This window comes from Streptomyces sp. NPDC021012 (assembly GCF_044333355.1).
Classification (GTDB): Bacteria; Actinomycetota; Actinomycetes; order Streptomycetales; family Streptomycetaceae; genus Streptomyces.
This window is the reverse complement of record NZ_JBIRQU010000001.1, coordinates 665823-691277: the sequence shown is the minus strand read 5'-3', so window position 1 is coordinate 691277 and position 25455 is coordinate 665823. Positions and strand designations below refer to the sequence as shown.

The 25455-nt window shown below is 72.7% G+C and carries 28 protein-coding genes; 12 read left to right on the top strand and 16 right to left on the bottom strand.

The window, feature by feature from the left end:
* Positions 1–13: 13 nt before the first annotated feature.
* Complete coding sequence (locus ACH4TP_RS03165) at positions 14–661, bottom strand: HAD family hydrolase (RefSeq protein WP_398187062.1); 648 nt, start codon at positions 659–661, stop codon at positions 14–16.
* 238 nt (positions 662–899) lie between these two features.
* Between ACH4TP_RS03165 and ACH4TP_RS03160 the strand changes: the two genes are divergently transcribed.
* On the top strand, positions 900–1151 hold the full coding sequence (locus tag ACH4TP_RS03160) for an STAS domain-containing protein (protein WP_398435431.1): 252 nt from the start codon (positions 900–902) through the stop codon (positions 1149–1151).
* Here ACH4TP_RS03160 and ACH4TP_RS03155 read toward each other — a convergent pair.
* The 3 genes from ACH4TP_RS03155 to ACH4TP_RS03145 all read right to left on the bottom strand — a co-directional run bounded on the left by ACH4TP_RS03155 (position 1140) and on the right by ACH4TP_RS03145 (position 4243).
* On the bottom strand, positions 1140–2111 hold the full coding sequence (locus tag ACH4TP_RS03155; protein WP_398187058.1) for a sigma-70 family RNA polymerase sigma factor: 972 nt from the start codon (positions 2109–2111) through the stop codon (positions 1140–1142). The two genes, ACH4TP_RS03160 and ACH4TP_RS03155, sit on opposite strands and share 12 nt — an antisense overlap.
* Before the next feature lie 82 nt (positions 2112–2193).
* Complete coding sequence (locus ACH4TP_RS03150) at positions 2194–2901, bottom strand: L,D-transpeptidase family protein (protein WP_398435430.1); 708 nt, start codon at positions 2899–2901, stop codon at positions 2194–2196.
* Between the two features lie 82 nt (positions 2902–2983).
* Positions 2984–4243, bottom strand: coding sequence for an MFS transporter (locus ACH4TP_RS03145; protein ID WP_398435428.1), 1260 nt, complete (start codon positions 4241–4243; stop codon positions 2984–2986).
* Between the two features lie 62 nt (positions 4244–4305).
* On the opposite strand from ACH4TP_RS03145, the gene ACH4TP_RS03140 reads away from it, so the two are divergent.
* On the top strand, positions 4306–5277 hold the full coding sequence (locus ACH4TP_RS03140; RefSeq protein ID WP_389220470.1) for a LysR family transcriptional regulator: 972 nt from the start codon (positions 4306–4308) through the stop codon (positions 5275–5277).
* Here the strand turns inward: ACH4TP_RS03140 and ACH4TP_RS03135 are convergent.
* Both ACH4TP_RS03135 and ACH4TP_RS03130 read right to left on the bottom strand, forming a co-directional pair.
* Complete coding sequence (locus ACH4TP_RS03135) at positions 5263–6051, bottom strand: alpha/beta hydrolase (protein ID WP_398187048.1); 789 nt, start codon at positions 6049–6051, stop codon at positions 5263–5265. The two genes, ACH4TP_RS03140 and ACH4TP_RS03135, sit on opposite strands and share 15 nt — an antisense overlap.
* Before the next feature lie 89 nt (positions 6052–6140).
* Positions 6141–6917 (bottom strand): GNAT family N-acetyltransferase, encoded by a 777-nt coding sequence (locus ACH4TP_RS03130; RefSeq protein WP_398435426.1) that lies wholly within the window; start codon positions 6915–6917, stop codon positions 6141–6143.
* Positions 6918–7009: 92 nt separating this feature from the next.
* Here ACH4TP_RS03130 and ACH4TP_RS03125 point away from each other — a divergent pair, with 92 nt between their 5' ends.
* Positions 7010–8164, top strand: coding sequence for an adenosine deaminase (locus tag ACH4TP_RS03125; RefSeq protein WP_389220461.1), 1155 nt, complete (start codon positions 7010–7012; stop codon positions 8162–8164).
* Between the two features lie 194 nt (positions 8165–8358).
* Entirely contained in the window at positions 8359–8724 is a 366-nt protein-coding gene (locus ACH4TP_RS03120; RefSeq protein ID WP_389220458.1) for a hypothetical protein, read from the top strand.
* 77 nt (positions 8725–8801) lie between these two features.
* On the opposite strand, the gene ACH4TP_RS03115 is transcribed toward ACH4TP_RS03120, so the two are convergent.
* From ACH4TP_RS03115 to afsQ1, 5 genes are all read right to left on the bottom strand, one after another.
* Positions 8802–9002, bottom strand: coding sequence for a PspC domain-containing protein (locus ACH4TP_RS03115; protein ID WP_398435425.1), 201 nt, complete (start codon positions 9000–9002; stop codon positions 8802–8804).
* Positions 9003–9092: 90 nt separating this feature from the next.
* Positions 9093–9677, bottom strand: coding sequence for a VanZ family protein (locus ACH4TP_RS03110; RefSeq protein ID WP_398435424.1), 585 nt, complete (start codon positions 9675–9677; stop codon positions 9093–9095).
* A gap of 410 nt (positions 9678–10087) precedes the next feature.
* A complete protein-coding gene (locus tag ACH4TP_RS03105) occupies positions 10088–10678 on the bottom strand; it encodes a hypothetical protein (protein ID WP_398187034.1) in 591 nt (196 codons plus the stop codon).
* Entirely contained in the window at positions 10675–12207 is a 1533-nt protein-coding gene (locus ACH4TP_RS03100) for an ATP-binding protein (RefSeq protein ID WP_398187031.1), read from the bottom strand. The genes ACH4TP_RS03105 and ACH4TP_RS03100 overlap by 4 nt, the downstream gene beginning before the upstream one ends.
* The gene (afsQ1, locus tag ACH4TP_RS03095; RefSeq protein WP_017239746.1) at positions 12204–12881 is read right to left on the bottom strand and encodes a two-component system response regulator AfsQ1; all 678 of its coding nucleotides are present in this window, start codon (positions 12879–12881) and stop codon (positions 12204–12206) included. The genes ACH4TP_RS03100 and afsQ1 overlap by 4 nt, the downstream gene beginning before the upstream one ends.
* A gap of 181 nt (positions 12882–13062) precedes the next feature.
* Here afsQ1 and ACH4TP_RS03090 point away from each other — a divergent pair, with 181 nt between their 5' ends.
* On the top strand, positions 13063–13785 hold the full coding sequence (locus tag ACH4TP_RS03090; RefSeq protein ID WP_398187028.1) for a SigE family RNA polymerase sigma factor: 723 nt from the start codon (positions 13063–13065) through the stop codon (positions 13783–13785).
* Between the two features lie 156 nt (positions 13786–13941).
* On the opposite strand, the gene ACH4TP_RS03085 is transcribed toward ACH4TP_RS03090, so the two are convergent.
* Positions 13942–14631, bottom strand: a complete 690-nt coding sequence (locus ACH4TP_RS03085; protein ID WP_398187025.1) for an ATP-binding protein — start codon at positions 14629–14631, stop codon at positions 13942–13944.
* Positions 14632–14683: 52 nt separating this feature from the next.
* On the opposite strand from ACH4TP_RS03085, the gene ACH4TP_RS03080 reads away from it, so the two are divergent.
* Positions 14684–15082, top strand: coding sequence for a hypothetical protein (locus ACH4TP_RS03080; RefSeq protein WP_389220439.1), 399 nt, complete (start codon positions 14684–14686; stop codon positions 15080–15082).
* On the opposite strand, the gene ACH4TP_RS03075 is transcribed toward ACH4TP_RS03080, so the two are convergent.
* Positions 15015–16472 carry an MDR family MFS transporter gene (locus tag ACH4TP_RS03075; RefSeq protein ID WP_398435774.1) on the bottom strand — a complete coding sequence of 486 codons (1458 nt, stop codon included), beginning with the start codon at positions 16470–16472 and terminating at the stop codon, positions 15015–15017. The two genes, ACH4TP_RS03080 and ACH4TP_RS03075, sit on opposite strands and share 68 nt — an antisense overlap.
* Positions 16473–16706: 234 nt before the next feature.
* On the opposite strand from ACH4TP_RS03075, the gene ACH4TP_RS03070 reads away from it, so the two are divergent.
* Positions 16707–17438, top strand: coding sequence for a TetR/AcrR family transcriptional regulator (locus ACH4TP_RS03070; RefSeq protein WP_398435423.1), 732 nt, complete (start codon positions 16707–16709; stop codon positions 17436–17438).
* Positions 17439–17489: 51 nt separating this feature from the next.
* On the opposite strand, the gene ACH4TP_RS03065 is transcribed toward ACH4TP_RS03070, so the two are convergent.
* Genes ACH4TP_RS03065 through deoC form a run of 3 tightly spaced genes read right to left on the bottom strand, consistent with a single transcriptional unit; the run spans position 17490 to position 20774 of the window.
* On the bottom strand, positions 17490–18380 hold the full coding sequence (locus tag ACH4TP_RS03065; RefSeq protein ID WP_389220427.1) for an aldehyde dehydrogenase family protein: 891 nt from the start codon (positions 18378–18380) through the stop codon (positions 17490–17492).
* On the bottom strand, positions 18373–19809 hold the full coding sequence (locus ACH4TP_RS03060) for an aldehyde dehydrogenase family protein (RefSeq protein ID WP_398435422.1): 1437 nt from the start codon (positions 19807–19809) through the stop codon (positions 18373–18375). The genes ACH4TP_RS03065 and ACH4TP_RS03060 overlap by 8 nt, the downstream gene beginning before the upstream one ends.
* Before the next feature lie 5 nt (positions 19810–19814).
* A complete protein-coding gene (deoC, locus tag ACH4TP_RS03055) occupies positions 19815–20774 on the bottom strand; it encodes a deoxyribose-phosphate aldolase (protein ID WP_361396271.1) in 960 nt (319 codons plus the stop codon).
* 251 nt (positions 20775–21025) lie between these two features.
* On the opposite strand from deoC, the gene ACH4TP_RS03050 reads away from it, so the two are divergent.
* The 5 genes from ACH4TP_RS03050 to pstC all read left to right on the top strand — a co-directional run bounded on the left by ACH4TP_RS03050 (position 21026) and on the right by pstC (position 25450).
* Positions 21026–22288 carry a hypothetical protein gene (locus ACH4TP_RS03050; RefSeq protein WP_398435420.1) on the top strand — a complete coding sequence of 421 codons (1263 nt, stop codon included), beginning with the start codon at positions 21026–21028 and terminating at the stop codon, positions 22286–22288.
* Positions 22289–22424: 136 nt separating this feature from the next.
* Entirely contained in the window at positions 22425–23048 is a 624-nt protein-coding gene (locus ACH4TP_RS03045; RefSeq protein ID WP_398435418.1) for a class F sortase, read from the top strand.
* 34 nt (positions 23049–23082) lie between these two features.
* Positions 23083–23754, top strand: a complete 672-nt coding sequence (locus ACH4TP_RS03040) for a PH domain-containing protein (protein ID WP_389220414.1) — start codon at positions 23083–23085, stop codon at positions 23752–23754.
* A gap of 158 nt (positions 23755–23912) precedes the next feature.
* A complete protein-coding gene (locus ACH4TP_RS03035) occupies positions 23913–24284 on the top strand; it encodes a DUF1508 domain-containing protein (RefSeq protein ID WP_398435416.1) in 372 nt (123 codons plus the stop codon).
* A gap of 158 nt (positions 24285–24442) precedes the next feature.
* Positions 24443–25450, top strand: coding sequence for a phosphate ABC transporter permease subunit PstC (gene pstC / locus ACH4TP_RS03030; protein WP_398435414.1), 1008 nt, complete (start codon positions 24443–24445; stop codon positions 25448–25450).
* Positions 25451–25455 lie beyond the last annotated feature (5 nt).

The following is a 25455-nucleotide window of genomic DNA, read 5'->3' as shown; positions in this document are numbered from 1 at the left end:
GGAGCCGGCAGGACTACGCCGGCTCCCCGAGCAGCCCCGGCAGCTCCCGCATGTGGTCGAAGACCACCGTCCGCGGGCCCATCAGCCGGTCCGCCCGCGTCAGGCCGCCGCAGTAACCGAAGGCACGCATGCCGGCCGCGCGGGCGGCCTGGACGCCGTACGGGCTGTCCTCGACGACCGCGCAGCGCTCCGGCGGGACGCCCATGGTGGCCGCCGCATGCAGGAACAGGTCCGGGGCGGGCTTGGCGCGGGCGACGTCGCGGGCGCTGAAGATCCGGCCCTCGAAGCGGGCGAGCAGCCCTGCCCGGCCCAGGTTCTTGCGGATGCTGCCGTGGCTGCCGTTGGAGGCGAGGCAGTACGGGACGGACAAGGCGTCCAGGACGTCGACCACGCCCTCCACGGCCGTCAGCTCCGCGTCCAGGGCGTCCTCGTACCGCTGCCTGAAGGGCGCCTGCCAGCCGGGTTCGAGGGGGCGGCCCCGCCGCTCCTCCACGATCGCGGTGAGCAGCTCGTGCGAGGAGCCGACGAAGAGGTCGGCCATCTCCGTCTCGGTGAACTCCGCCCCGAGCGACGCGAACACCTCCCGGTCCACCCGGCAGTAGATCCGCTCGCTGTCCACGAGCACGCCGTCACAATCGAAGATCACCAGCTCGACACTCATGCCCGGGAGCCTAGGGCCTGTCTGACCATTCCCGTCGGGTCCGGCCCGCCCGGCACGCACGCTCGCCGCACGGCCGAAACGCCCAAGTAGCTCTGCTAAGAGGGCGCCCCGGCCGCACGCCGATCGCACGCACCGGACGACCCGGCCTGATCCGACGCGAAGGGGCAGACAGGCCCTAGCGATGAGTTCCGGGCATGCCGACGGTCAGAGGGGCGTGGACACCAGTCAGCCCTTTGTCGTGACCCTGCCCGCCCACCCCACCCGGGAGGAGCTGGCCCGGCTCTGTGCCGAGCTCGCCGCCGCCCCGCCGGGCGAGGTCGTGTGCGAGGTCGGCGCCCTCGTGCGCGCCGATTTCGACGCCGTCGACGCCCTCGCCCGGCTGAAGCTCGCCGCCGGGCGGCAGGGGCACAGGATCCGGTTCGAGGGAGCGGGGCCCGAGCTGCGGACCCTGCTCCTGCTCACCGGTCTCGCCGAGACCCTAGGCCTCTAGCCGCGCCGGCAGCTCGAAGAGCGGGAACCAGCGCTCGGTGTCCAGGAAGAAGTCCATCCCGGCGATCTTGCCGTCCCGCAGCTCCAGGACGATCAGCGCCCACGGGCTGAAGCCGCCCGCCGGGTCCGGGTGGTACTGGGCGAAGGCCGGGGAGCCGTTCGCCACGGTCGGCACCAGCTTCGAGCCCGAGCAGGCCTCGCCGACGCCCAGCATCCAGCCCACGATGTTCTCGTGGCCCTGGAGCCACAGGTCGTACGGCGGCATGGACATCGTCGCGTCCTCGTGGAGGAGCGCGGTCAGCGCCTTCATGTCGTAGCCCTCGAAGGCGGTGACGTACCGCTCCAGGAGCGCCTGCTGGTCCTCGTCCAGCGGGTCCGCCGCGTCGGAGGCGGCCGGCGCCTGCTCGGCGATGGTCGCGCGGGCCCGCTGCAGGGCGCTGTTGACCGAGGCGACGGAGGTGCCGAGGAGCTCGGCGACCTCGCCGGCCTTCCAGGCGAGCACCTCGCGCAGGATGAGCACGGCCCGCTGCTTGGGCGGCAGGTGCTGGAGCGCGGCCACGAACGCGAGCCGCACGGACTCCCGGGACAGCGCCGTCTCCGCCGGGTCGCCCGCCGAGGGCATCACCCGCCCGTCCGGGATCGGCTCCAGCCAGGTGATCTCCGGCTGCTTCACGAGCTGCGCCTGCGCGACGGGCGTCGGCCCGGTCAGGTCCATGGGCCGTGCCCTCCTGTTCCCCGCGTTCAGCGCGTCCAGGCAGACGTTGGTGGCGATCCGGTACAGCCAGGACCGCAGCGAGGAGCGGCCCTCGAAGGAGTCCATGGCCTTCCAGGCGCGGACCATGGTGTCCTGCACCGCGTCCTCCGCCTCGAAGGAGGATCCGAGCATCCGGTAGCAGTAACCGGTGAGCTCCCTGCGGTACTTGTCGAGTTCTTCGGTCGTCGCGGTCGCTGTGCCACTCATCGGGTCCACATCCCACTCGCCCCTCACCGGCCCGTTCGGTGCCGGTGAGAGGGAAGCTACCGCAGGGCACTGACAGTGGGGCTCAGGTTCCCGGCTTGCGGCCGTAGACGAAGACGTCGTCCCCGTTCCGGAGCAGGTTCCAGTACGCCTTCGCGTCCGCGGGCCGCATGTTGACGCAGCCGCCGGAGCCCGGCGGGTTCCACATGGACTTGGTGGTCGAGTGGAAGGCCTGGCCGCCGTCGAAGAACTGCGAGTACGGCATGGAGACGTGGTAGAGCGTGGACCAGTGGTTGATGTTCCGCCAGTAGATCTTCTTGGAGCCGGTACGGGTCTCGGTGCCGTCCTTGCCGGTGCGGACCGGGACCGGGCCGTACTTCAGGCGCGCGCCGTCCTGGATCCAGCTGAGCTGGCGGGTCAGGTCGACGCAGGCGATGCGGCCGCGGTTGGTCGGGCAGGCGCCCGCGCGGTTGGGGTTGGTGCCGGCCGCCCTCTGCTGGATCATCGTGTTCATGGTGCGCCAGGTGACCGTCCCCGCGTACCCCATGGTCGGGGTGATGCCGTGCTTGGCCTGGAAGGCCTGGATGGCCTGACAGTCGCCGAGCGACTGGCGCCCGTCGACGGTCCGCCCGAGGAACTTCTCCACCTGCTTCTGGTACGGCCCCGTCGTCACGTTGCAGGACGCCGCCTGCGCCGGGGCCGTACCGAGCGCGATCGTCATCGGCACCACGAGCGAGGTGATGCCGGCGGCGATGCCCGCCCTCCTGCCTATCCGTTGCGTGATTCGCTTCATGATCGTCAACTCCCCCTAGAGTCCCTGTGTTTGAGGACGTACGGGGGAGTCTGACGGTTGCGGGGCGGGAGCGGGAGACCGCCTACGCCGCCGCGGGGTGCAGGCGCCGCGCCTGCATGCGCGCGCTGTGCGAGCCGTACAGGGTGACCGAGACGACCCCGAGGACCGCGACCAGGCCGATCAGGACCGTGCCCGCCCAGCCGCCGGCGTGGAAGGCGATCGCGCCGAGCGTGCCGCCCGCGCTGCTGCCCAGGTAGTACGCCGACTGGTAGAGGGCCGAGGCCTGCGCGCGGCCCGTCTTCGCCGTGCGGCTCACCGAGGAGGAGGCGACCGCGTGACCGGCGAAGAAACCGGCGGTGATCAGGACCAGGCCCGCGAGGACCGGGGCGAGGGAGTCCGAGAGGGAGAGCAGCAGGCCCGCCGCCGTCGTGGAGACCGCCAGGTAGAGCGCGCCGCGCCGGCCGAGGCGTCCGACGAGCTTGCCGGCCGCCGCCGAGGAGACCGTACCGACCAGGTAGACCAGGAAGATCGAGCCGATCACGCCCTGCGGCAGCGAGAACGGGGCCTCCACCAGGCGGTAGCCGATCACCGTGTACACGGCGCCGAACACGGTCATGAACAGCGCGCCGATCACGTACAGCCGCATCAGCAGCGGGTCCGCGAGGTGGCCGCGGACCGTCCGGGCGAGCGCCTTCGGGTTCAGCGTGCCGGGCGTGAAGTGCCGGGCCTTCGGGAGCAGCGCCCGGAAGGCGAGCGCGCACACCAGGGAGGTCAGGCCGACGGCGGCCAGACCCGCGCGCCAGCCCCACATCTGCGCCACCCAGCCGGTCACGATGCGGCCGCTCATGCCGCCGATCGAGTTGCCCGCGACGAACAGGCCGATCGCGGCGATCAGCGCCCGGGGCCGCACCTCCTCCGCGAGGTAGGCCATCGCGGAGGCCGGGAGGCCGGCGAGCGCGGCGCCCTGGACCGCGCGCAGCGCGATCAGGGAGTCCAGGTTCGGGGCGAGCGGCACCAGGAGCGCCACGGCGACCGCGACCGAGAGGGAGGCCGTCATCATCGCGCGCCGCCCGAAGCGCTCCGAGAGGGCGCTGAACGGCAGGACGCAGAGGGCGAGGGCGCCGGTCGCGGCGGAGACCGTCCAGGAGGCGGCGGAGGCGGTGGCGCCGAACTCGGCCGAGATGGCCGGGAGGAGGGCCTGCGTGGAGTAGAGGAGGGCGAAGGCGGCCAGTCCGGCGGCGAAGAGCGCGAGGCTCATCCGGCGGTAGCCGGGGGCACCGGGGGCGAGGCGGGTGTCGGCGGACGCGGTGGTGGCGGCCGCCTTGGTACTGGCGGAAGGCATGTCACGAACGTAGGCCGGTCCAGTTCATGCGTCCAATGCACGGAACTGCTGTAATCGTTCCCATGGTGCATGAGTACAGGTCACAGCCTCGCCTGTCACCGAACAGTAACGAAGAAGACATGGGACTGCTGCTCGCGCCGCGGCTCGCGTACTTCGCCGCCGTCGCCCGGCACGAGCACGTGACCCGCGCCGCGGCCGAGATGGGCGTGCCGCAGTCGACGCTCTCGCGGGCCATGGTCCGGCTCGAACAGGACCTCGGCGTGACCCTCTTCGCCCGGCGCGGCCGCACGGTCTCCCTCACCCCGGCCGGCCGGCGCTTCCTCACCGCCGCCGAGCGGGCCCTCGCCGAGGTGGAGCGGGCCGCCGACACCGTACGGGCCGACGCCGACCCGACGGCCGGGCGGGTCGCCTTCGGCTTCCTCCACACGATGGGCTCCGAGACCGTCCCCGGGCTCATCCGCGCCTTCCGCGTCGACCACCCCCGGATCCGCTTCACCCTCGTCCAGAACTACGGCGAGGCCATGATCGAGCGGCTGCGGGCCGGGGACCTCGACCTCTGCCTGACCTCCCCGGTGCCGGACGCCCCCGATCTGGTGGCCCGGCGCCTCGACGAGCAGCGGCTGCGGCTCGTCGTCCCGGACGACCACCGGCTCGCGGGCCGCAAGCGGGTGCGGCTCGCCGAGGCCGCGGAGGAGACCTTCGTGACCCTGGAGCCGGGGTACGGGCTCCGCCGCATCACCGACGACCTGTGCGCGGAGGCCGGCTTCAAGCCCCGGGTCGCCTTCGAGGGCGAGGAGGCCGAGACCCTGCGCGGCCTGGTCGCCGCCGGGCTCGGCGTCGCCCTGCTGCCTCCGCCCGCCGTCCCACGGCCCGGCGTCGTCGAGCTCACCGTCACCGCGCCGCGCGCGGTCCGCGAGATCGGCGTCGCCTGGCTGGACGGCCACCCGGACACGGCCCCGGTGGCCGCCTTCAAGAAGTTCCTGCTCAGCAGGCGCGGCCACCTGCTCCCGAAGGAGCCGTCACCGCTTGCGTGAGCCGTTCCTGGACTCCCCGAACCCCGCCGCCAGCGGCATCCGAAGCCCGAGCGGCGGGGGAGCGGCCATCGCGTCGGTCACGGGGCGGGCGACCGGCCGGGCGAAGAGGGTGCCGAGCACGAAGTCCGCGGCGAGGGCGCGGACCTCGGCCGCGTACTGGCGCAGCGCGTGACCGTCCGAGTGCACCTCGAAGCGGCAGGTGTCCCGGTTGGCCTTCTTCGCCCGCTCGGCGAACCGGAACGACAGCTCGGGATCCGTCCGCGCGTCGTTCGTGCCGTGCACCAGCAGCACCTTGCGCCCCACCAGCTGCCGCACCGGCTCCGGCTCGGCCGCCACGTCGTCCTCCGGCAGCCACGGGGCGAGCGCGAGCACCGCGCCGACCGCCGGATGCCCGGCCGCCCGCAGCGCCGCCCGCGCGCCCATCCCGTGCCCGACGAGGCAGAGGGGGACGTCGCCGTAGAGCCGTACCGCCTCCGCGACCGCCCAGGTGGTGTCCCTCATGAGGGCCGCGTCCGTCCCGTTCCAGCCGCGCGCCCGGTAGTGCACCACGTGCACGGCGAGCCCCTCGGACCGCCCCGCGCGCGCCAGCTCCCGGCCCAGCGGGATCATCGCCGCATGCGCCCGCGGGGAGGCCCGCCGGGCCGACTCCGGCTCGCCGTCCGGCAGGAGCAGCACCACGCCGCCCACCTCCGCCGCCGTCCGGGAAACTCCAACGGGGCGTCCGAGCCGGGGTCGCCGGGTTTCGGACGGTCCTACGAGTGCGTAGTGCGCCATAACAGAACAGTCTCAGAAGCGGAGGTGTACGACAGCCGTACGCGCGGTCTCTGTTACGTATCGCCGATCCGTGGCTCGAACAGCCGTGCTCAGGAAGGGCGGTGGAAGCGGGAGACCGAACTCACGGGGGTGAAACCCTTGCGGCGGTACCAGTGATGCGGCCAGTTCGTCGGGTCCGCGGTGAGGAAGCGGGTCGTGCAGCCCGCCGAGGCGGCCTCGTGCAGGGCCGTGTCCAGCACCTTCCCGGCGTAGCCCCGGCCGAGGTGGGCCTCCGCGGTGACCAGGTCCTCGACCTGCGCCACCCCCGTCGCCGGGTTCATGTACAGGTCGACCCAGGCGGCCACCTCGCCCTCCGGCGTGTACGCGGCGAAGAACCGCACGACGTCGGCCCCGCGCCGCCGCGCCAGCCGCCGCTCGACCAGATCGCGGATGTGCTCCGGCGGCGCCTCAGGGTCGAAGCGCGGCCAGGATGCGGTGACCGGGCCGCGCAGCTCGTCGAAGTCGACCTCGCGCGCCCCGCCGTGCTCCGGCACCGGCCCGGTGTGCGCCATGATCATCGTGGTCGCGTGCCGGAACCCGGCCCGCTCCATCGGCGCCAGGCACGCGGCGGCGACCGTCTCGTCGAGGACGTACGCGAAGCGGTACGGGAGATGGCTCTGCGCCTCGTCCGCGTACCCGGCCAGCGCCTCCGGGTCCACGGCCCCGTAGGCGAGCACGTGGTTGTTGCCCCGGGAGTGCCGGTAGGCGTCGTCGAGCACCGCCACGGCGTTGGGGAACTCGACCGTACGGGCCGCCTGTCGGCGGTGGAAGCCGGTCAGGAAGCGGTGGATGCGCGGGAGTTCGGCCGCGGGCGTGGGAGAGGTCATACGGGCAGGCTAGGCGGGGCCGTCCCCGCGCCGCCACGAGAAATCCTGCGCCACGACCGCCGTTCTACGCGCGTAGGGGCTAGAGTGCGGAAATGACGAGCCAGACCCCCAACGCCCCCACCGCGGACCAGATCCGCCGTGCCCCGAAGGTGCTGCTCCACGACCACCTCGACGGCGGACTGCGCCCCGGCACGATCATCGAACTCGCCCGGGAACAGGGCTACGAGCAGCTCCCCGAGACGGAGCCCGACAAGCTCGGCATCTGGTTCCGCGAAGCCGCCGACTCCGGCTCCCTGGAGCGCTACCTGGAGACCTTCGCGCACACCTGCGCCGTCATGCAGACCCGGGACGCCCTCTTCCGCGTCGCCGCCGAGTGCGCCGTCGACCTCGCCGAGGACGGCGTCGTCTACGCCGAGGTGCGCTACGCCCCCGAGCAGCACCTGGAGGGCGGCCTCACCCTCGAAGAGGTCGTGGAGGCCGTCAACGAGGGCTTCCGCGAGGGCGAGCGGCAGGCCAGGGCCAACGGCCACCGCATCCGGGTCGGCGCCCTGCTCACCGCCATGCGGCACGCCGCCCGCGCCCTGGAGATCGCCGAACTCGCCAACCGCTACCGCGACTCCGGCGTCGTCGGCTTCGACATCGCCGGCGCCGAGGCCGGCTACCCGCCCACCCGCCACCTCGACGCCTTCGAGTACCTCAAGCGGGAGAACAACCACTTCACGATCCACGCGGGCGAGGCCTTCGGGCTGCCCTCGATCTGGCAGGCGCTCCAGTGGTGCGGCGCCGACCGGCTCGGCCACGGCGTCCGGATCATCGACGACATCGAGGTCGCCGACGACGGCTCGGTCCGCCTGGGCCGTCTCGCGGCCTACGTCCGCGACAAGCGCATCCCGCTGGAGATGTGCCCCTCCTCCAACCTCCAGACCGGCGCCGCCGCCTCGTTCGCCGAGCACCCCATCGGGCTGCTCCGCAGGCTCCACTTCCGGGCCACGGTCAACACCGACAACCGCCTCATGAGCGGGACGAGCATGAGCCGTGAATTCGAGCTGCTGACCGAGGCATTCGATTACACGCTCGACGACATGCAGTGGTTCACGGTCAATGCGATGAAATCAGCGTTCATTCCTTTCGATGAACGACTCGCCATGATCAACGAGGTGATCAAGCCCGGATATGCCGAGCTGAAGTCCGAATGGCTGTTCCAGCAGACGGCCACGACCAGCGAGTCTTCCCGCACGGCGGGCTGAAGGGCGCCCCGCGGAGGGGGTGGGAGCGGCCGGGGCGGTACGACACCCGGCCGCTTTCCGGTGTTTGCGGAGGCGACGTTCACTGGTTAGCTTGCAGAGCCGCTCTGCATTCCCAGGTTGCCTGGTTCCACAGGATTTTCCCTCCTGGCTTTCCCGAAGCCCCGGATTCCCCAAGCCCCAAGGAAGATTTTCAGATGAAGCAGTCTGCCGCCAAGAAGCTCGGTGTCGCCGCTCTCGGTGCCGCGTTCGCCGTCACCGCCGCCGGCACGGCCTCCGCGGCGTCCTCCCTGCCGCTCGACGCCGACGCGCTGGGCACGGTGACCCAGGCCACCCCGCTGGGTGACGGCCTCACCACGCTCCCCGACGGCGCCACCGAGGCCCTCGGAGCCGGACAGGGCGCCCTCGGCCAGGGCCTCGGTCAGGGCGTGAAGACCCTCCCGGCCGCCGCCGGCCAGGCCACCCAGAACGCTCCGCTCGGTGCCGCGACCGGCGCCCTCGGCTCCACCCCGCTCGGCGGCCTCCTCGGCGGCCTGCCGCTGAACGGTCTGCCGCTCGGCTGACCCCCGCCGTACACCCCGAAGGGGCGCGCACCCGGAACTCCGGGTACGCGCCCCTTCGGCGTCCGTACGGGCTGCCGCTACCAGGCCGAGGCCGTGGTCTTCTCCGAGGGCAGGAAGACCCACAGGGCCAGGTAGATCAGGAACTGCGGTCCCGGCAGCAGGCACGAGACCAGGAAGATCAGACGCATCGTCCACGGGGTGGTGCCGAAGCGCCGGGCCAGCGCCGCGCACACTCCGCCGAGCACGCGTCCGTCACGGGGGCGGGTCAGTGCGGCCATGGTGGGCTCCTTCGGAGTCGGTCCGGGAGCCGCTCCTCCGGGCTCCCGATGACTCCATACTGCCGTCGTGAAGGGGGACGAAGCGTCCGACTACGGGGCGATCGGGACCCTGGAAATCTTCGGGGTCGCACCCTGAGGGCCGGAGGCCCGACGCCCCGCCTCCCCCCTGCGGCGCAGCCGGGTCCGGCCGGCCGGGACCACCAGGAGATGCGCGAGCGCGACGCCCGCCGTGTTGAGGAGGACGGAGTCCACGTCCACGACCTGCCCCGGCACCGCGGTCTGGAGCAGCTCCACGGCCAGCGACACGAGCGCGCCGGCGGCGGTCGTACGGATCAGGGAGGCCCACCCGGAGACGTGCAGCCGCCCGTCGGCCATCGGCAGCAGCACCCCGAGCGGGGCCAGGAGCAGCAGGCCCTCGCCGATCAGCCGGGCGGCCTCGGTGCCCCCGAGCGCGAGATCGGCCCGCAGGCCGTGCAGCGGGATCGTGTTCGGCGGGGTCACCCAGGCGACGTCCCGTGGGCGCAGGGTGAGCCACGCGACGAGCAGCAGATGCGCGACGAGGAGCACGAACCCCGCCACGCGGACGACCACGGCGGCCTGGCCGCCCGAACCTTGACGCTGCACGCCCCCCAAGACGCACCGCACAGCGGAATCGGTTCCGCACGCGCACGCCATCGGCTGCGCCTTTGCCGCCCCCCCGCCGTTGTGGGCTGCGCCCCGCCCCCGTTGTGGGCAATCGTTCCGCTGGGGCGGAACGGGTGGGCACAACGGAACGGCGCCCTTGCCGGCGCCAGAGGCTTACGCGCCTGAACCCGCACCCCGTGCACGGCGCACAACGTGGTGCGGGTCCAGGCCCGGAACGCGGAGGCGCCGCTAGAGGGCGCCGTCCCGTGTGCCCACCCGTCCCGCCCCAGCGGGACGATTGCCCACACGGGCAGGTGGCGGAGGGCACCGCCCCGCCGGGCGCGCGGCCCACACGGGCGGGGGGCGAAGCCCCAGGCGGGTGCGGGCACCACACGGGGCGGGGGCGAAGCCCCGGGCGGAGCGCGCCGTCCCGCGCGGGCGCGGGCCCCACACGGCGGGGCTCAGGACGGTGGGGTCGTCGGTGGGGTGGAGTCCGGGCGTTCGCGGAGGTCCGGGGTGCAGCGGTAGCGCTTCGGGGGGTACTTGCCGGGGCCGCCGAGGAGGACCGTGTGACCGCCCGCCCCCGCCGAGCTCTCCGCGAAGGTGCAGACGAGCTGGGAGAGCGCCGTCGGCGCGAGGTCCTCCGGCTGGCGGCTCAGCCGCAGCGTGCCCGAAGGATCGCCGGCGCGCCCGCCGCCGACCGTCAGCGGCCCGCGGACCTCGGTCGTGAAACCGGCCTGCCGCTCGGCGTCCGAGGGGTCGTCGAGCAGCTGGGCGAGGAGCCCCCCGGCCGTCCGCACCGGGTCGCCGCCCGCCTTCTCCTCCGGCAGCGGCGACCGGCGGTCCACCGCCTCCAGCTGCGAGCCGCAGACCAGGAACACCCGGACCGGCACGCCCTGCGCCGCCGTCTCCGCCGCACCGTCGTCGGTCACGCTGCACGGGACCCGGGACGGGGCCGCGCCCGCGTCGACCGGGACCGAGGTGGTCCGGATGCCGCAGCCGGCGAGCAGGGCGGTCAGCGCGACCGCCGGGACAAGGGCACGACGCCTCACGCTTCCTCCACCTCGCCCTGGCTGCTGCGGGTCTGCACCTCGCGGGTGATCCCCGAGGCGTCCAGCGGCAGCCGCAGCACGAACACCGCGCCGTCGACCGTTCCGTCCTCGCCGACCGAGTTCGACGCCGTGATCGAACCGCCGTGGATCAGCGCGTTCTCCATGGCGATCGACAGGCCGAGCCCGCTGCCGTCGGACCGCGGCCGGGAGGCGCTCGCCTTGTAGAAGCGGTCGAAGACGTGGGGGAGGACTTCCTCCGGGATGCCGGGGCCGTGGTCGCGGACCGCGATGACCAGCTCGTCCTCCTCGGTGCGCACCGAGACCCGCACCGGGGAGCCGCCGTGCTTGAGCGCGTTCCCGATCAGGTTCGCGAGGATCACGTCGAGGCGGCGCGGGTCGAGCGGCGCGACGATCCCGCGCTCCGCGTCGAGCTCCACCGCGTCGAGCCAGGCCCGCGCGTCGATGCACGCGGTGATCTGGTCCGCGATGTCCACGTCGTCGAGGACGAGCCGCGCGGTGCCCGCGTCGAAGCGGGTCACCTCCATCAGGTTCTCCACCAGGTCGTTGAGGCGCCGGGTCTCGCTCACCACGAGCGCCACCGCCGGGGCGATCATCGGGTCCAGGGAGTCCTGCTCGTCCTCCAGGACCTCGGTGACGGCCGTCAGGGCGGTCAGCGGGGTCCGCAGCTCGTGCGACATGTCGGCGACGAACCGCCGGGAGGACTCCTCCCGCGCGCTCATCTCCTCGACCTTCGTCTGCAGCGACTCGGCCGCGCTGTTGAACGTACGGGACAGGTCGGCCAGTTCGTCGGCGCCGGTGACCCGCAGCCGGGTGTCGAGCTTCCCCTCGCCGAGCTGCCGGGCCGCCTCGCCGAGCCGGTGCACCGGGCGCAGCACGGTCGTCGCCGCGACCTGCGCGAGCAGCACCGAGCCGGCCACGGCGAGCGCGGTGGCGATCCCCAACGACCAGCCGAGCGAGTTCAGATCGGCCTTCTCGGCCGCCAGCGACTTGAACATGTACCCGGCGGGCCCGCCGCCGTCGATCCGCGTCCCGCCGACCAGGTACGGCGTCCCGTTCCGCTCCGTACGCTGCCAGAACAGGTGGTACGGGTACGCGTTGGCGTCCGTCACCGGCCGCTTCGTGTCCACGGCCTCCCGCAGCGGGCGCGGCACGTCGGCCAGCGTGAAGTCGTCCGGGTCCGAGGCGCCCACGATCGGCTTGCCCGCGGCCCGCTCGCCGAGCAGCAGCACCTGGTACTGGGCGGCGCTGCCGCTCGCCATCTGCTCGGCCGTCCGCCGCAGGTCGTCCTGGGTGGGCCGGAGCGGCAGCGTCGCCGCCCGGTTCTGCATCTCCTGCCGGAAGTCGTTGAGCGCCCCGTCCTGGGTGCGCGTCAGCACCGCCTCGCGGTTCAGCCAGTACGCGATGCCGGAGGCGGCGACGGCCGCGGTGAGCGCGACGAGGGCGAAGACGACGACGAGCCGGAGCCGCAGGCTCGACAGCCGCAGCCGTGCGTAGATCCCCTTGCTCACGCAGGGACGTCCAGCCGGTAGCCGACCCCGCGGACGGTGCGGATCAGCGTCGGCGAGGACGGCACGTCCTCCACCTTGGCGCGCAGCCGCTGCACACAGGCGTCGACGAGCCGCGAGTCGCCCAGGTAGTCGTGCTCCCACACGAGCCGCAGCAACTGCTGCCGGGACAGCGCCTGTCCGGGCCGCCGGCTCAGCTCCAGGAGCAGCCGCAGCTCGGTCGGGGTGAGCTGGAGGTCCTCGCCGTTCTTGGTGACGGTCATCGCCGAACGGTCGATCACCAGCGAGCCGTACGTCGCCGAGTCCGTCGACTCGCGCTCCCCGCGCCGCAGCACGGCCCGGATGCGGGCGTCGAGCACCCGCCCCTGCACCGGCTTCACGACGTAGTCGTCGGCGCCGGACTCCAGGCCGACGACCACGTCGATGTCGTCACTGCGGGCGGTCAGCAGGATGATCGGCAGCTGGTCGGTCCGGCGGATGCGCCGGCAGACCTCGAAGCCGTCGATGCCGGGCAGCATGACGTCGAGCACGACCAGGTCCGGCCGCTGCTCGCGCAGCAGCTGGAGCCCGTCCTCGCCCGTCGCGGCGGTGGCCACCCGGTGGCCCTGCCGGGACAGGGAGAGTTCGAGGGCCGTGCGGATGGCGTCGTCGTCCTCGATCAGCAGCAGAAAAGGCACGTCGTCATTCTGGCCCATTCGGCCGTCCGAGATCGACCGCTCACGGACTCGCTATGGACTCGCTTCTGTCACCGTCCCCTGTGACACGGCTGTGACAGTCGACGGACAACGCCATGAAGTCCGGGGGGCAAGCTTCTTGGCACACGGACCGAAACACACTCCAACCGACGGGGGGCGCGAGATGAACGCACTGCACAGCACCACCTCAAGCGCAGTTGTCACGCGTCTCCACGACGTCGTGCGGAGCAACGAGAAGTCCGGCGGTGTGAACGGGCGGGGGTGCGTTCGGACTGTCGGGCGTCAGCGCAAGGCGCCGCACATGGTGGCCGTTGCTGACGGGGGAGCGGCGTACGGGGAGGTCACGGGGGAGCGCACGAGCTGCTCGGAAGCCGAGTTCACGGCTTACGTGCAGGAGCGTCGTGCCTCCCTGTACGCCACCGCCTACCACCTCACCGGTGACCGTTTCGAGGCCGAGGACCTGCTCCAGAGCGCGCTGTTCTCCACGTACCGCGCCTGGGACCGGATCAGCGACAAGGCGGCCGTGGGCGGCTACCTGCGTCGCACCATGACGAACCTGCACATCAGCGCCTGGCGCCGGCGCAAGCTCAACGAGTACCCGACCGAGGAGCTGCCGGAGACGGTCGGCGAGACGGACGCGATGCGGGGCACGGAGCTGCGCGCGGTCCTGTGGCAGGCCCTGGCCCGCCTGCCCGAGCTCCAGCGGACGATGCTGGTGCTGCGCTACTACGAGGGCCGGACCGATCCGGAGATCGCGGAGATCCTGGACATCAGTGTCGGCACGGTGAAGTCGAGCATCTGGCGCTCGCTGCGGCGACTGCGCGAGGACGAGGTGCTGAGCTTCGGCCGTGACGAGGAGGAGTCCTTCGGCGAGCTGGTGGCCTGAAGGTCGGGGGGAACGTGCCCGGAAGGGACCCACGGGGGACACGGGGGTCTTCGCCGGGACGGGGGAACACGGGGGAACCGTACGGGGGTACGGGGAAACGCGAAGCGGGTCGTACGAGTCCGGGGGGTCTCGTACGGCCCGCTTCGTGCGTGGTGGCTAGACCGGGGTGCGGTGGCGGCCCGCCGCCGCTGCCGCCAGGCGGCCCAGGGCCTCCGGTTTGGCGCAGGGGTGGGCGCCCAGGGAGGTCTGGCGGGCGACGATGGCGCGCTCGGCGCGCATCAGGCGCCAGCCGCGGCGCAGCAGGAACGGGACGGACTTGCGGCCCTCGCGGAGGTCGCGGAGGAGTCGGCGGCGGAACGTCGTCGAGGGGCGGCCGCGCAGGCACAGCGCGTCCGCGAGGACGTCGAGCTCGCGGCAGCGGGTGACGATCTCGGCCGCGAAGATGCCCTCCGCCACGAAGAGCGGGGTCCGCGCGATGTCGAGCGGCTCGCGGCCCACGCGGGAGCTGGTGGCGATGTCGTACACGGGGACGTCGGTCCGTCCCGTACGGCACAGCTCGACGATCGCGGCGACGGCGGCGTCCGCGTCCCAGGACCCCGGGGAGTCCCAGTCGATGTCCGTGGAGCCCTCGACGAGGGGCAGCGAGGGGTCGTCGGCCTCTTTGTAGAAGTCGTCGAGGCGCAGGACCGGAAGGCCGGCGACGGCGGCGAGGGACGACTTGCCGGAGCCGGAGGGGCCCGCGAGCAGGACGACCCGGGTCGGGATCGATGGGGAACTCACGGGACACCAGTGTGAGGCATTCCCCCGTCCAGGGGACCACCGAGGGAGGCCGTTGGTATCGAGCATCACACCTCGACTACTGTCGGTGCCCGCCCGCTCACCCCCTGGAAGGATCTTCATGGCGCGTCACGCAGAGCCCCGGACCCCCCGCCGAGGCGCCCTCCTCAAGGCCGGTCTCACCGTCACGGCGGCGGGCGCCGCGATGCTCGGCGCGGGGGCCGCCGCGCAGGCCGCCGCCCCGGTGCCGCTCCCCGTCGACTCGCTGACCAGGACGGACGCCGCCTCGGCCGGGGCGGGCGCGCTGGAGGGCGTCACGCACGGCGTGGGCCCGCTGACACGGCTCCAGCTCGACCCGCTGGCCAACACCGGGGTCGACCCGCTGGACAACGGGCTCGGCACCCAGGTCGCCGACTTCAAGCCGGTCGGCACGAACCTGGTCACCGACCACGTCACGAAGGGCGGGGCCGTGGCCGATCTGCCGCTCGCGGGGCCGCTGGCGAAGGGTCTGCTCCCGTAGCGTTCCGCAGGGGGACCTCGCGGACGAGCCAGGCCGCCGCGAACGCCAGGGCGGCGAGCACCGCCGTGCCGAGCAGCACCCCGTGCACCCCGTCGGTCACCGCCGCCCGCAGGCCCTCCCGTACCGGCTCCGGCAGTCGTGCGGCCTGGGCCGGGGTCAGGTTCGGGTCGGTCCCCGCGAGGCGCGCGGTGAAGACCGCGCCGAGGGCCGCGACGCCGAGGGAGCCGCCGAGGGTGCGGACGAGCGTGACGGTGCCGCTCGCCGCGCCCATGTCCCGGGGCGGGGCGCTGTACATCGTGATGAGCAGGGTCGACTGCATGAGGAAGCCCATGCCGGCGCCCAGGACCGCGGTGAGCGCGGACGCGACGGCCGTCGGGGTGTCCACGTCGAGCAGGAGCAGGGCGAGCGCGCCCGCGGTCATGGTCCCGCCGCCGAGGACGGGGTAGATCCGGTAGCGGCCGTTCCGGGCGATCAGCCGGCCCGTGACGAGCTGGACGGCGACCATGCCGAGCATGAGCGGCAGCAGGAGCAGTCCGCTCGCCGTGGACGTCCCGCCGCGGACGAACTGGAAGTACTGCGGCAGGTAGTTCATCGCGGCGAGCATGCCCGCGCCGACCAGGAGGCTCAGGATCTGCGCGAGGGTGAAGTTCCGGCTGTGGAACAGCCGGGGCGGGATCACCGGCTCCGCGGCGCGCCGCTCGGTCCTGACGAACAGGGCGAGCGCGGCGGCGGCGGTCGCGACCAGGGCGAGGATCCCGGGCGAGGTCCAGGCGTACCGCCTTCCGCCCCAGGTCGCGAGCAGGGTCAGGGCGAGGATTCCGGTGGTGAGGAGCAGCGCCCCGGCGATGTCCGCGCGGGCCCGGACGCGCGGGGTGCGGACGCGCAGCCCGAGGGAGACGAGCAGCAGCGCGGCGATGCCGACGGGCAGGTTGACGTAGAAGGCCCAGCGCCAGTTCAGGTGGTCGGTGAGCAGTCCGCCGAGGAGCGGGCCGCCGGCGAAGGCGGCCGGGAGCATCGCGCCGATGATCGCCTGGACCTTGGGGCTGTCCTGCGGGGAGACGGCGGTGCCGATCAGGGCGAAGGCGCCGACCATCAGGCCGCCGGCGCCGATGCCCTGGAGGGCGCGGAAGGCGATGAGCTGGTCCATGTTCCGGGCGAGGCCGGAGAGGCCGGAGCCGGCGAGGAAGACGGCGATGGCGGAGAGGTAGGCGCCCTTGCGTCCGTACAGGTCGCCGGCCTTGCCCCACAGGGGCGTGGTGACGGCGGCGGTGAGGAGGTAGGCGGTGACCACCCAGGACAGCCGGTCGAGGCCGCCGAGTTCGCCGGCGACGGTCGGGAGCGCGGTGCCGACGATCGTGCCGTCGAGGGCGCCGAGGACCATGCCGAGCATGAGCCCGAAGAGGCCCGGGTAGGGGAGCGGCTTTCGCTGGTCGGTCACGGTCAGGCTCCGTACGGCTTCTTGGCGCGGGTCGAGCCCTGGATGACGGCGAGGCGGAGCGGAGTGCTCATGGGTCCCCCTGGATCGCGCGGTTGTGTACGTTGTACACCGATGTGTGTACAACGTACACGTCGATGTGTACGGCGTCCACAAGGCATACGCTGTACGCGACACGAGGAGGCCGGAGTGGCGAAGAAGGACGAGACGGAGCGCGTCTCGCTGTGGGAGCGGCTCGATCGGCCCGCGGCGCCCAGGGCGTCCCTCACCCCGGGCCGGATCGCCGAGGTCGCGATCGGGATCGCGGACCGCGAGGGGTTCGCCGCCGTCACCATGCGGAAGGTCGCCGCCGAACTGGGCGTCGCGCCCATGGCCGCGTACCGGCACGTCGACGGCAAGGACGAGCTGTGGGCCCTCATGGTCGACCGGGTCTCGACCGAGATGGAGCCCCCGGCGGCCGGCGAGGGCTGGCGGGACACCCTGCGGACCCACGCGCACCGCACCCGCGAGGGGATGCTGCGCCACCCCTGGCTCGCCCAGCTGCCGACCCCGCTCTTCGCCCTCACCCCGAACCGGCTGGCGGCGGCCGAGAGGCAGCTGGCCTTGCTCGACGGCCTGGGCCTCGACGTCGACACGATGATGGCCGCGTTCCGCGCGGTCGGCGCGTATGTGCACGGGGCCGTGCAGGCGGAGGTCGCCGTCGCCCTGTACATGAAGGAGCAGGGCTGGGAGAACGCCGACGAGACCCGCCGGGGGCTCGCCCCGCAGATGACGTACCTGCTCGGCACCGGCCGCTACCCGACCTACCGGGCGTACGCGCTCGGCGCGGCCCGCAAGGACGACGCGGCGTGGCTGTTCGAGACGGGGCTCGACTGCGTCCTCGACGGGGTGGCCGGGCTGATCGAACGCTCCGGCGCATGACGGACGGCCCCCGGGAGCGGGTGCTCCCGGGGGCCGTCCGTCATGGGGGTCCTAGTACGAGGAGCCGCTCGCGCCCAGGCTGCCCGTCGGGTGCCAGACCGTCTTCGTCTCCAGGAACGCGGTCATGCGCTCCGTGCCCGGGGACTCGGCGAAGTCCTCGGTGCGGGGGCGCAGGACGCGCTTCAGGTTGTCCGCGGCCGCGATCTCCAGGTCACGGGCCAGATCGGCGTCCGCGCCCGTCAGGTCGATCGCGTTGACGTCCTGGTGGGCCGCCAGGTGCGGGCCCATCTCGGAGGCCTTGCCGGAGAGGATGTTGACCACGCCGCCGGGCAGGTCGGAGGTGGCCAGGACCTCGCCCAGGGAGAGGGCGGGGAGCGGGGACTTCTCCGAGGCGATGACCACGACCGTGTTGCCCGTCGCGATCGCCGGGGCGATCACCGAGACCAGACCCAGGAAGGACGACTCCTGGGGGGCGATCACCGTCACGACGCCCGTCGGCTCCGGGGTCGACAGGTTGAAGTACGGGCCCGCCACCGGGTTCGCGCCGCCCACGACCTGGGCGATCTTGTCGGTCCAGCCCGCGTACCAGACCCAGCGGTCGATCGCCGCGTCGACGACCGCGGCCGCCTTCGACTTCGACAGGCCCTCGGCCTCGCCGACCTCGCGGACGAACTGGTCCCGGCGGCCCTCCAGCATCTCGGCGACGCGGTAGAGGATCTGGCCGCGGTTGTACGCGGTCGCGCCCGCCCAGCCGCCGAAGGCCTTGCGGGCGGCGACGACCGCGTCACGCGCGTCCTTGCGGGAGGAGAGCGGCGCGTTCGCCAGCCACTTGCCCTTCGAGTCGCTCACCTCGTACACCCGGCCGCTCTCGGAGCGGGGGAACTTGCCCCCGACGTACAGCTTGTAGGTCTTGAAGACACTGAGGCGCGTCTGATCAGACATCGAGGTAGGCCTCCAGACCGTGGCGGCCGCCCTCGCGGCCGAAGCCCGACTCCTTGTAGCCGCCGAAGGGCGAGGTCGGGTCGAACTTGTTGAACGTGTTGGCCCAGACGACACCGGCCCGGAGCTTGTTGGCGACCGCGAGGATGCGGGAGCCCTTCTCCGTCCAGATGCCGGCCGACAGGCCGTACTGGCTGTTGTTGGCCTTCGCGACGGCCTCGTCGGGCGTACGGAAGGACAGCACCGACAGGACCGGGCCGAAGATCTCGTCGCGGGCGATGCGGTGCGCCTGCGTCACGTTCGTGAAAAGCGTCGGGGCGAACCAGTAACCGGCCGACGGGAGCTCGCACGCGGCGGTCCAGCGCTCGGCGCCCTCCGCCTCGCCCTGCTCCACGAGCGAGGTGATGCGGGCCAGCTGCTCCGAGGAGTTGATGGCGCCGATGTCGGTGTTCTTGTCGAGCGGGTCGCCCAGGCGGAGGGTGCTCAGGCGGCGCTTGAGGGAGTCGAGCAGCTCGTCCTGGATCGACTCCTGGACCAGGAGGCGCGAGCCCGCGCAGCAGACCTGGCCCTGGTTGAAGAAGATGCCGTTGACGATGCCCTCGACGGCCTGGTCGATGGGGGCGTCGTCGAAGACGATGTTGGCGCCCTTGCCGCCCAGCTCCAGGGTCACCTTCTTGTTTGTGCCGGCGACCGAGCGCGCGATGGCCTTGCCGACGGCGGTCGAACCGGTGAAGGCGACCTTGTTCACGTCCGGGTGCGCGACGAGGGCCGCGCCCGTCTCCCCGTACCCGGGAAGGATGTTGACGACGCCCTTCGGCAGACCCGCCTGGCGGCAGATGTCCGCGAAGAACAGCGCGGAGAGCGGGGTCGTCTCGGCCGGCTTCAGGACGACCGTGTTGCCGGTCGCGAGCGCCGGGGCGATCTTCCACGCCAGCATGAGCAGCGGGAAGTTCCACGGGATGACCTGGCCGGCCACGCCCAGCGGACGCGGGTTCGCGCCGTAGCCCGCGTGGTCGAGCTTGTCGGCCCAGCCCGCGTAGTAGAAGAAGTGCGCCGCGACCAGGGGGAGGTCCGCGTCGCGGGTCTCCTTGATCGGCTTGCCGTTGTCCAGGGTCTCCAGGACGGCCAGCTCGCGGCTGCGCTCCTGGATGATCCGGGCGATGCGGAAGAGGTACTTGGCGCGCTCGGAACCGGGCAGCGCCGACCACTTCTCGAAGGCCTTGCGGGCGGCCTTCACCGCGCGGTCGACGTCCTCGGCGCCCGCCTGGGCGATCTCGGAGAGGACCTCCTCGGAGGACGGGGAGACCGTCTTGAAGACCTTGCCGTCGGTGGCGTCGACGAACTCGCCGTCGATGAACAGGCCGTAGTTCGGCGCGATGTCGACGACCGAGCGCGACTCCGGCGCCGGCGCGTACTCGAATGCAGATGCCATGTTGATCAGTCCACCGTCACGTAATCGGGGCCGGAGTAACGGCCGGTCGCCAGCTTCTGGCGCTGCATCAGCAGGTCGTTGAGCAGGCTGGAAGCGCCGAAGCGGAACCAGTGGTTGTCCAGCCAGTCCTCGCCCACGGTCTCGTTGACGAGCACCAGGAACTTGATCGCTTCCTTGGTGTTGCGGATGCCGCCGGCCGGCTTCACGCCGATCTGCACGCCGGTCTGCGCGCGGAAGTCGCGCACGGCCTCCAGCATGAGGAGGGTGTTCGCCGGGGTGGCGTTGACCGCGACCTTGCCGGTCGAGGTCTTGATGAAGTCCGCGCCGGCCATCATGCCGAGCCAGGAGGCGCGGCGGATGTTGTCGTACGTGGAGAGCTCGCCGGTCTCGAAGATCACCTTGAGGCGGGCGCGGTCGCCGCACTCCGCCTTGATCGCGGCGATCTGCTCGAAGACCTCCAGGTACCGGCCGGCGAGGAAGGCGCCACGGTCGATGACCATGTCGATCTCGTCGGCGCCGGCGGCGATCGCGTCGGCGGTGTCCGCCAGCTTCACGGGGAGCGCGGCGCGCCCGGCCGGGAAGGCGGTGGCGACGGAGGCGACCTTGACGCCGGAGCCCGCGACGGCGGCCTTGGCGGTGGCCACCATGTCGGGGTAGACGCAGACGGCGGCCGTCTTCGGGGTCGTGCGGTCGGTCGGATCGGGGTTGACGGCCTTGGCGGCGAGCGCCCGGACCTTGCCCGGGGTGTCCGCGCCTTCGAGCGTCGTCAGGTCGATCATGGAGATGGCCAGGTCGATGGCGTACGCCTTGGCCGTGGTCTTGATCGAGCGGGTGCCGAGGGACGCGGCGCGCGCCTCCAGGCCGACGGCGTCGACGCCGGGCAGCCCGTGGAGGAAGCGGCGCAGCGCACTGTCGGACGCGGTCACGTCGGCGAATGCGGATGCTGCGGATGCAGTGGTGGGCATGGTCACCAGTCGAGCATATCTACGCGCGTAGCGACCTGTACAGGGGAGCCCCTTCATGGAGCCCGAGGTCACAGGGGGTCGGGCGGCGTGGTGACTCCCGTCACACGACCGTGACACGGAGCGGACGGCTCCCGCATACAAGATCAATAGATTCTTATCAGCAGCCAGCCAGACCTCACCGGACACAGTCGGACCGAGAAAAAGCGGCATGCGACTCTCCCATCCACCTGCCTGATTTCACAGGAGTCGTTATGCGCACCGCCCTTCGCACCGCCGTCGCCACCGCCCTCGTCGCGGGTGTCGCCCTCGCCACTCCGGCCCTCGCCGCCGGCGCGGCGTTCGCCGCCGACGGCCCGGTGGCCGTGAAGCCGGCCGACGCCGTCAAGACGGCCGATGCCGCGAAGCCGGTGAGCACGCCGAAGCCGGCGGAGAGCGCCAAGCCGGTGGAGACCGCGAAGCCGGTGGGGACCGACAAGCCGGTGGAGGCCGACCCCGCGAAGGGCACCCTGGTCCGGACCGAGACCCTGATCGGCGGCACGATCGCCAAGATCTACAAGGTCAAGGAGCAGAACTACCGCGCCGAGCTCTTCCACCAGGGCAACCCGGTCGGCGTCCTGGAGGCGGTCACCCGCTCCGTCGCCGGCAACGACAACGGCGAGTTCTTCGTCCTCAACCCGGACGGCACCACCTACAACTGGAACCGCAACTACGTCCCCGGGGCCACGCCGGGCGTCTACCGCCTCGCCGACGGCACGCTCCTGGAGCTCGCCAGGAAGGACGGCCGCTACGGCCTCCAGCTGATCGAGAACGGAAAGGGCCGCGGCTTCACCTACCTGAGCGGATCCCGCCAGGTCTGGACGTACGGCAAGGCCGTCGTCGTCCTGGAGCAGGACGGGGGCTTCGCCGCCTACATTCCGGGCTCCTCGAAGCAGGCCGCCCCGGAGCTCGTCCAGGGCGCGGGCCACACGCCCGCCCCGGGCCCCGTCGTCACCCTCGGCAAGTGCACCGTCCAGCAGGACGTCCCCTCGGTCTTCGCGCTGCTCACCGTGACCCTCACCAACGACCTGGAGAAGGGCCCGAAGGCCGTCCTCAAGGACGAGGCGGGCAAGGCCCTCGTCACCGTCGACCGCGCCCACCCGGCCGACCTGGGACAGGGCCTCACGATCAAGGGCGCGAACACCACCACCCCGCAGCTCGGCCAGCGCACCCAGGGCGGCGACACGCCGTTCACCTGGACCGCCTTCCCGAAGCTCCCCAAGGGCTGCGAGAAGGACGCCACGGCCACCCCGGCGCCGTCCGCCACCACCCCGGCCCCCGCGGGCAACACCGGCACCACCACCAACACCGGGCAGACCTCCGTCATCCCGAAGGGCGGCGTCGCGGCCGGCGCCGAGTTCGCCGCCGAGGGCGACTCCACCGCCCTGATCGCGGCCGGCGCGGGCGCGGCCTCCCTCGCCGCCGCGGGCCTCGGCTTCGTCGTCCTGCGCCGCCGGGCCGCCGCCGACCGCGTCTGACCACGGGCCCGGAGGGCCCCGTACCGCATCTCCCGCCCTTTGACCCGAGCCGGGAGCACGCCCCACCCCAGGCCGGTCGCCGCGTCCCGCGCGGCGGCCGGCCGCGCCCCTTCCCCAGCACGTCCGGAGCCCTCCCGTGAGCCGTCGTCCCGCCGCCCTTCTCCTCGTCGCCGTACTCGCCGCGCTCACCGGGTGCTCCGCCGGAGGGGAGCAGGGGGCCGCCACGCCGCCCGCACACATCTCGCGGGCCACCGCACCCGCGCCCGCGCCCGCGCCGGAGGCGGCCGTGCGGCCGATGGCCCGCTCGCTGCCCGTGCGGGTCCGGGTGCCCGCCGCAGGGGTCGACGCCCGGCCGATCCTGGACCTGGGCCTGAACGCCGACGGCACCGTCGAGGTGCCCTCCGTCGCCGAGGCCGACCGCATCGGGTGGTACGACAAGGGCGTCACGCCCGGCGAGACCGGCCCCGCCGTCCTCATCGGCCACTTCGACACCGCCCGCGGCCCGGCCGTCCTCAGGAACGTGTCCAAGGTCGGGGTCGGCGACGAGATCACCGTGACCCGCGCCGACGGCACGACCGCCGTCTTCCGGGTCCGGGAGCTGGAGCAGGTCGACAAGGACGCCTTCCCGACCGCCAAGGTGTACGGGAACACCAAGCGCCCCGAGCTGCGCCTCGTCACCTGCGGCGGGGAGCTGGTCGACGGCCACCGGCCCGACAACATCATCGTGTACGCGGATCTCGTGGCCGCGCGGGCCGCCTGAGCCGTCCCGGGACCGCTGAGGCACAATCGGCGGCATGACGACCCCCGAGCCGACCCCCGAGCCCAGCCACGAGCCGAGCCGCGAGTCGACCCCCGCACAGCCGTCCGCCGCCACCGTCTTCCGGTCGCCCCTCGGCATCGCGAGCGGGGTCTTCCTGCTGATCCTCGCGGCCCTGTTCGCCGGGGACGCGATGGTCCGCGGCGAGGGCCGCGCGCCCTGGCTCGCCCTCGCGGGCCTCGTCCTCGCCGTCCCGCTGATCGTCGCGTTCACGATCCGGCCCGCCGTGTACGCCGACGACGACCGGCTCCGGATCCGCAACCCCTTCCGGTCGATCACGCTGCCCTGGGCCGCGGTCGCCGACGTCCGCGCCGGCTACTCCAGCGAGGTCTTCACCCAGGAGGGCGCCAAGTACCAGCTGTGGGCGATCCCCGTCTCGCTGCGCCAGCGGAAGAAGGCCGCCCGCAACGCCGCCCGCGCCTCCCAGGACGATCCGCACGGCCGTACCTCCGTCACCGCCGACGTACGCGACAGCGCCGCCCGGATGGCGGCCGGCGACAAGACCGTCGCCGACCTGCGCGAGCTCGCCGAGCTGCGCGGCGGCACCCCGGGCGCGCAGGGCGAGCCGCAGGTGCGCTGGGCGTACGAGATCGTCGGCCCCGCCGTGGCCGGGCTGCTGCTCCTCGTAATCCTGCTCGCCACCGGCTGAGCCGTACGGGGGGCCGGGTCGCCGGGTCGTCGGGTCCTCGGGTCGGATGTCCGCGGGGCAACGGCCCGATGAAGTGTGCGACCGGCAAATGGTTTAGCGCCCAACCGTCACGGCCGTCTCAATAGATTGCCCCTGCCGAGACTGTGGGGGTGGGGGCGATGACCAAGGACACCGGTGTGTCCGGGACGCGTTGTCTGGTCGACATGGGGGCCGACGGACGGTACGGATGGCGACTCGTCGCCCAGAACGGAAGGGTCGTCGCGCGGTCGGGGGGCTGCTACGACGACCACGCCGGCTGCCGCGAGGCCTTCGCCGCGCTCTGCGCGGGGCACGCGGCCATGGCCGGCGGGGTGCAGCACACCGCCGGCGGCAACGGCTGGGTGTGGCTGCTCCGTGACGCCGAGGGACACACCGCCGCCCTCTCCGGCCGCTCCTACGAACGCCACTCCACCTGCCGCACCGCCTACGAGCGCTTCCGCGCCCTGATCGCCGCGGAGGGCCCCGCATGGGCCTCGACCGCCTTACGGTGAGGGGCCCGACGCCCGCCGAGGGCCTTGCGCCGGTGACCTCGTTCCGTTGACCCGGCTCGCCCTCGACCTCCTTTCCGTGAACGGAAGTTGCCCCGCGCACTCCCCTCGTTCACATCGCGTCGCGCACGAGTCCACCGGGCCGGACTTACGTCCTTCCCGTGACGACCGAGACCCTTGAGCAGCGGCCCGCGGACACACCGAGACGGCTCCACGCCGACCCCGGCCTGCCCGACCGGGTCTTCCGCACCGTCGCCCGCACCGGCGGCGGTCTCGTGCTGGCGGTCATGCTCCTGGTCGGCGGGTTCCTGCTGCACCGTGCCTGGCAGGCCCTCGACCGTGCCGGACCGTCCTTCCTCACCACCGAGAGCTGGGAGCCGGACGCGGGCCGCTTCGGCATCGCGGCCGTCCTCCTCGGCACCGTGCTGATCGCCCTGGTCGCGATCGTCGTCGCCGTCCCGCTCGCCACCGGCGCGGCGCTCTACATCTCGGAGTACGCCCCGCCCCGGCTGCGCCGCACCCTGATCTCCACCGTCGACCTGATGGCCGCCGTGCCGTCCGTCGTCTACGGCCTCTGGGGCGTCTTCTGGCTGGAGGAGTCGATCCTCCCGATCGCCCGCTGGATCGCCACGTACCTCGGCTGGATCCCGTTCCTCCGCGTCGACGGCGCCGACCCGGACGACCCGCTCGCCCCGCCGACCGTCTACACCTCGTCGACCTTCGTCGCCGGGCTCGTCGTCGCCATGATGGTCGCGCCGATCATCTGCTCGATCATGCGCGAGGTCTTCTCCCAGGCCCCGGCCGGCGAACGCGAGGGCGCCTACGCGCTCGGCGCGACCCGCTGGGGCATGATCCGCAGCGTCGTCCTGCCCTTCGGCAAGGGCGGCATGATCGGCGGCACCATGCTCGGCCTCGGCCGCGCCCTCGGCGAGACCATCGCCGTCTACATGGTCATCTCGCAGGTCTTCACCATCCAGTGGCACGTCCTGCAGACCGGCACCAGCTCGGTGTCCTCCCTCATCGCCCTGCGCTACGGCGAGGCCACCCCCTTCGGCATGTCCGCCCTCATGGCGGCCGGCTTCGCCCTCTTCGTCATGACCCTGATCGTCAACTTCGCCGCCTCGTCCATCGTCGCCCGCAGCCGCTCCGGCGCCACCAGCGACGCGTAACAGGG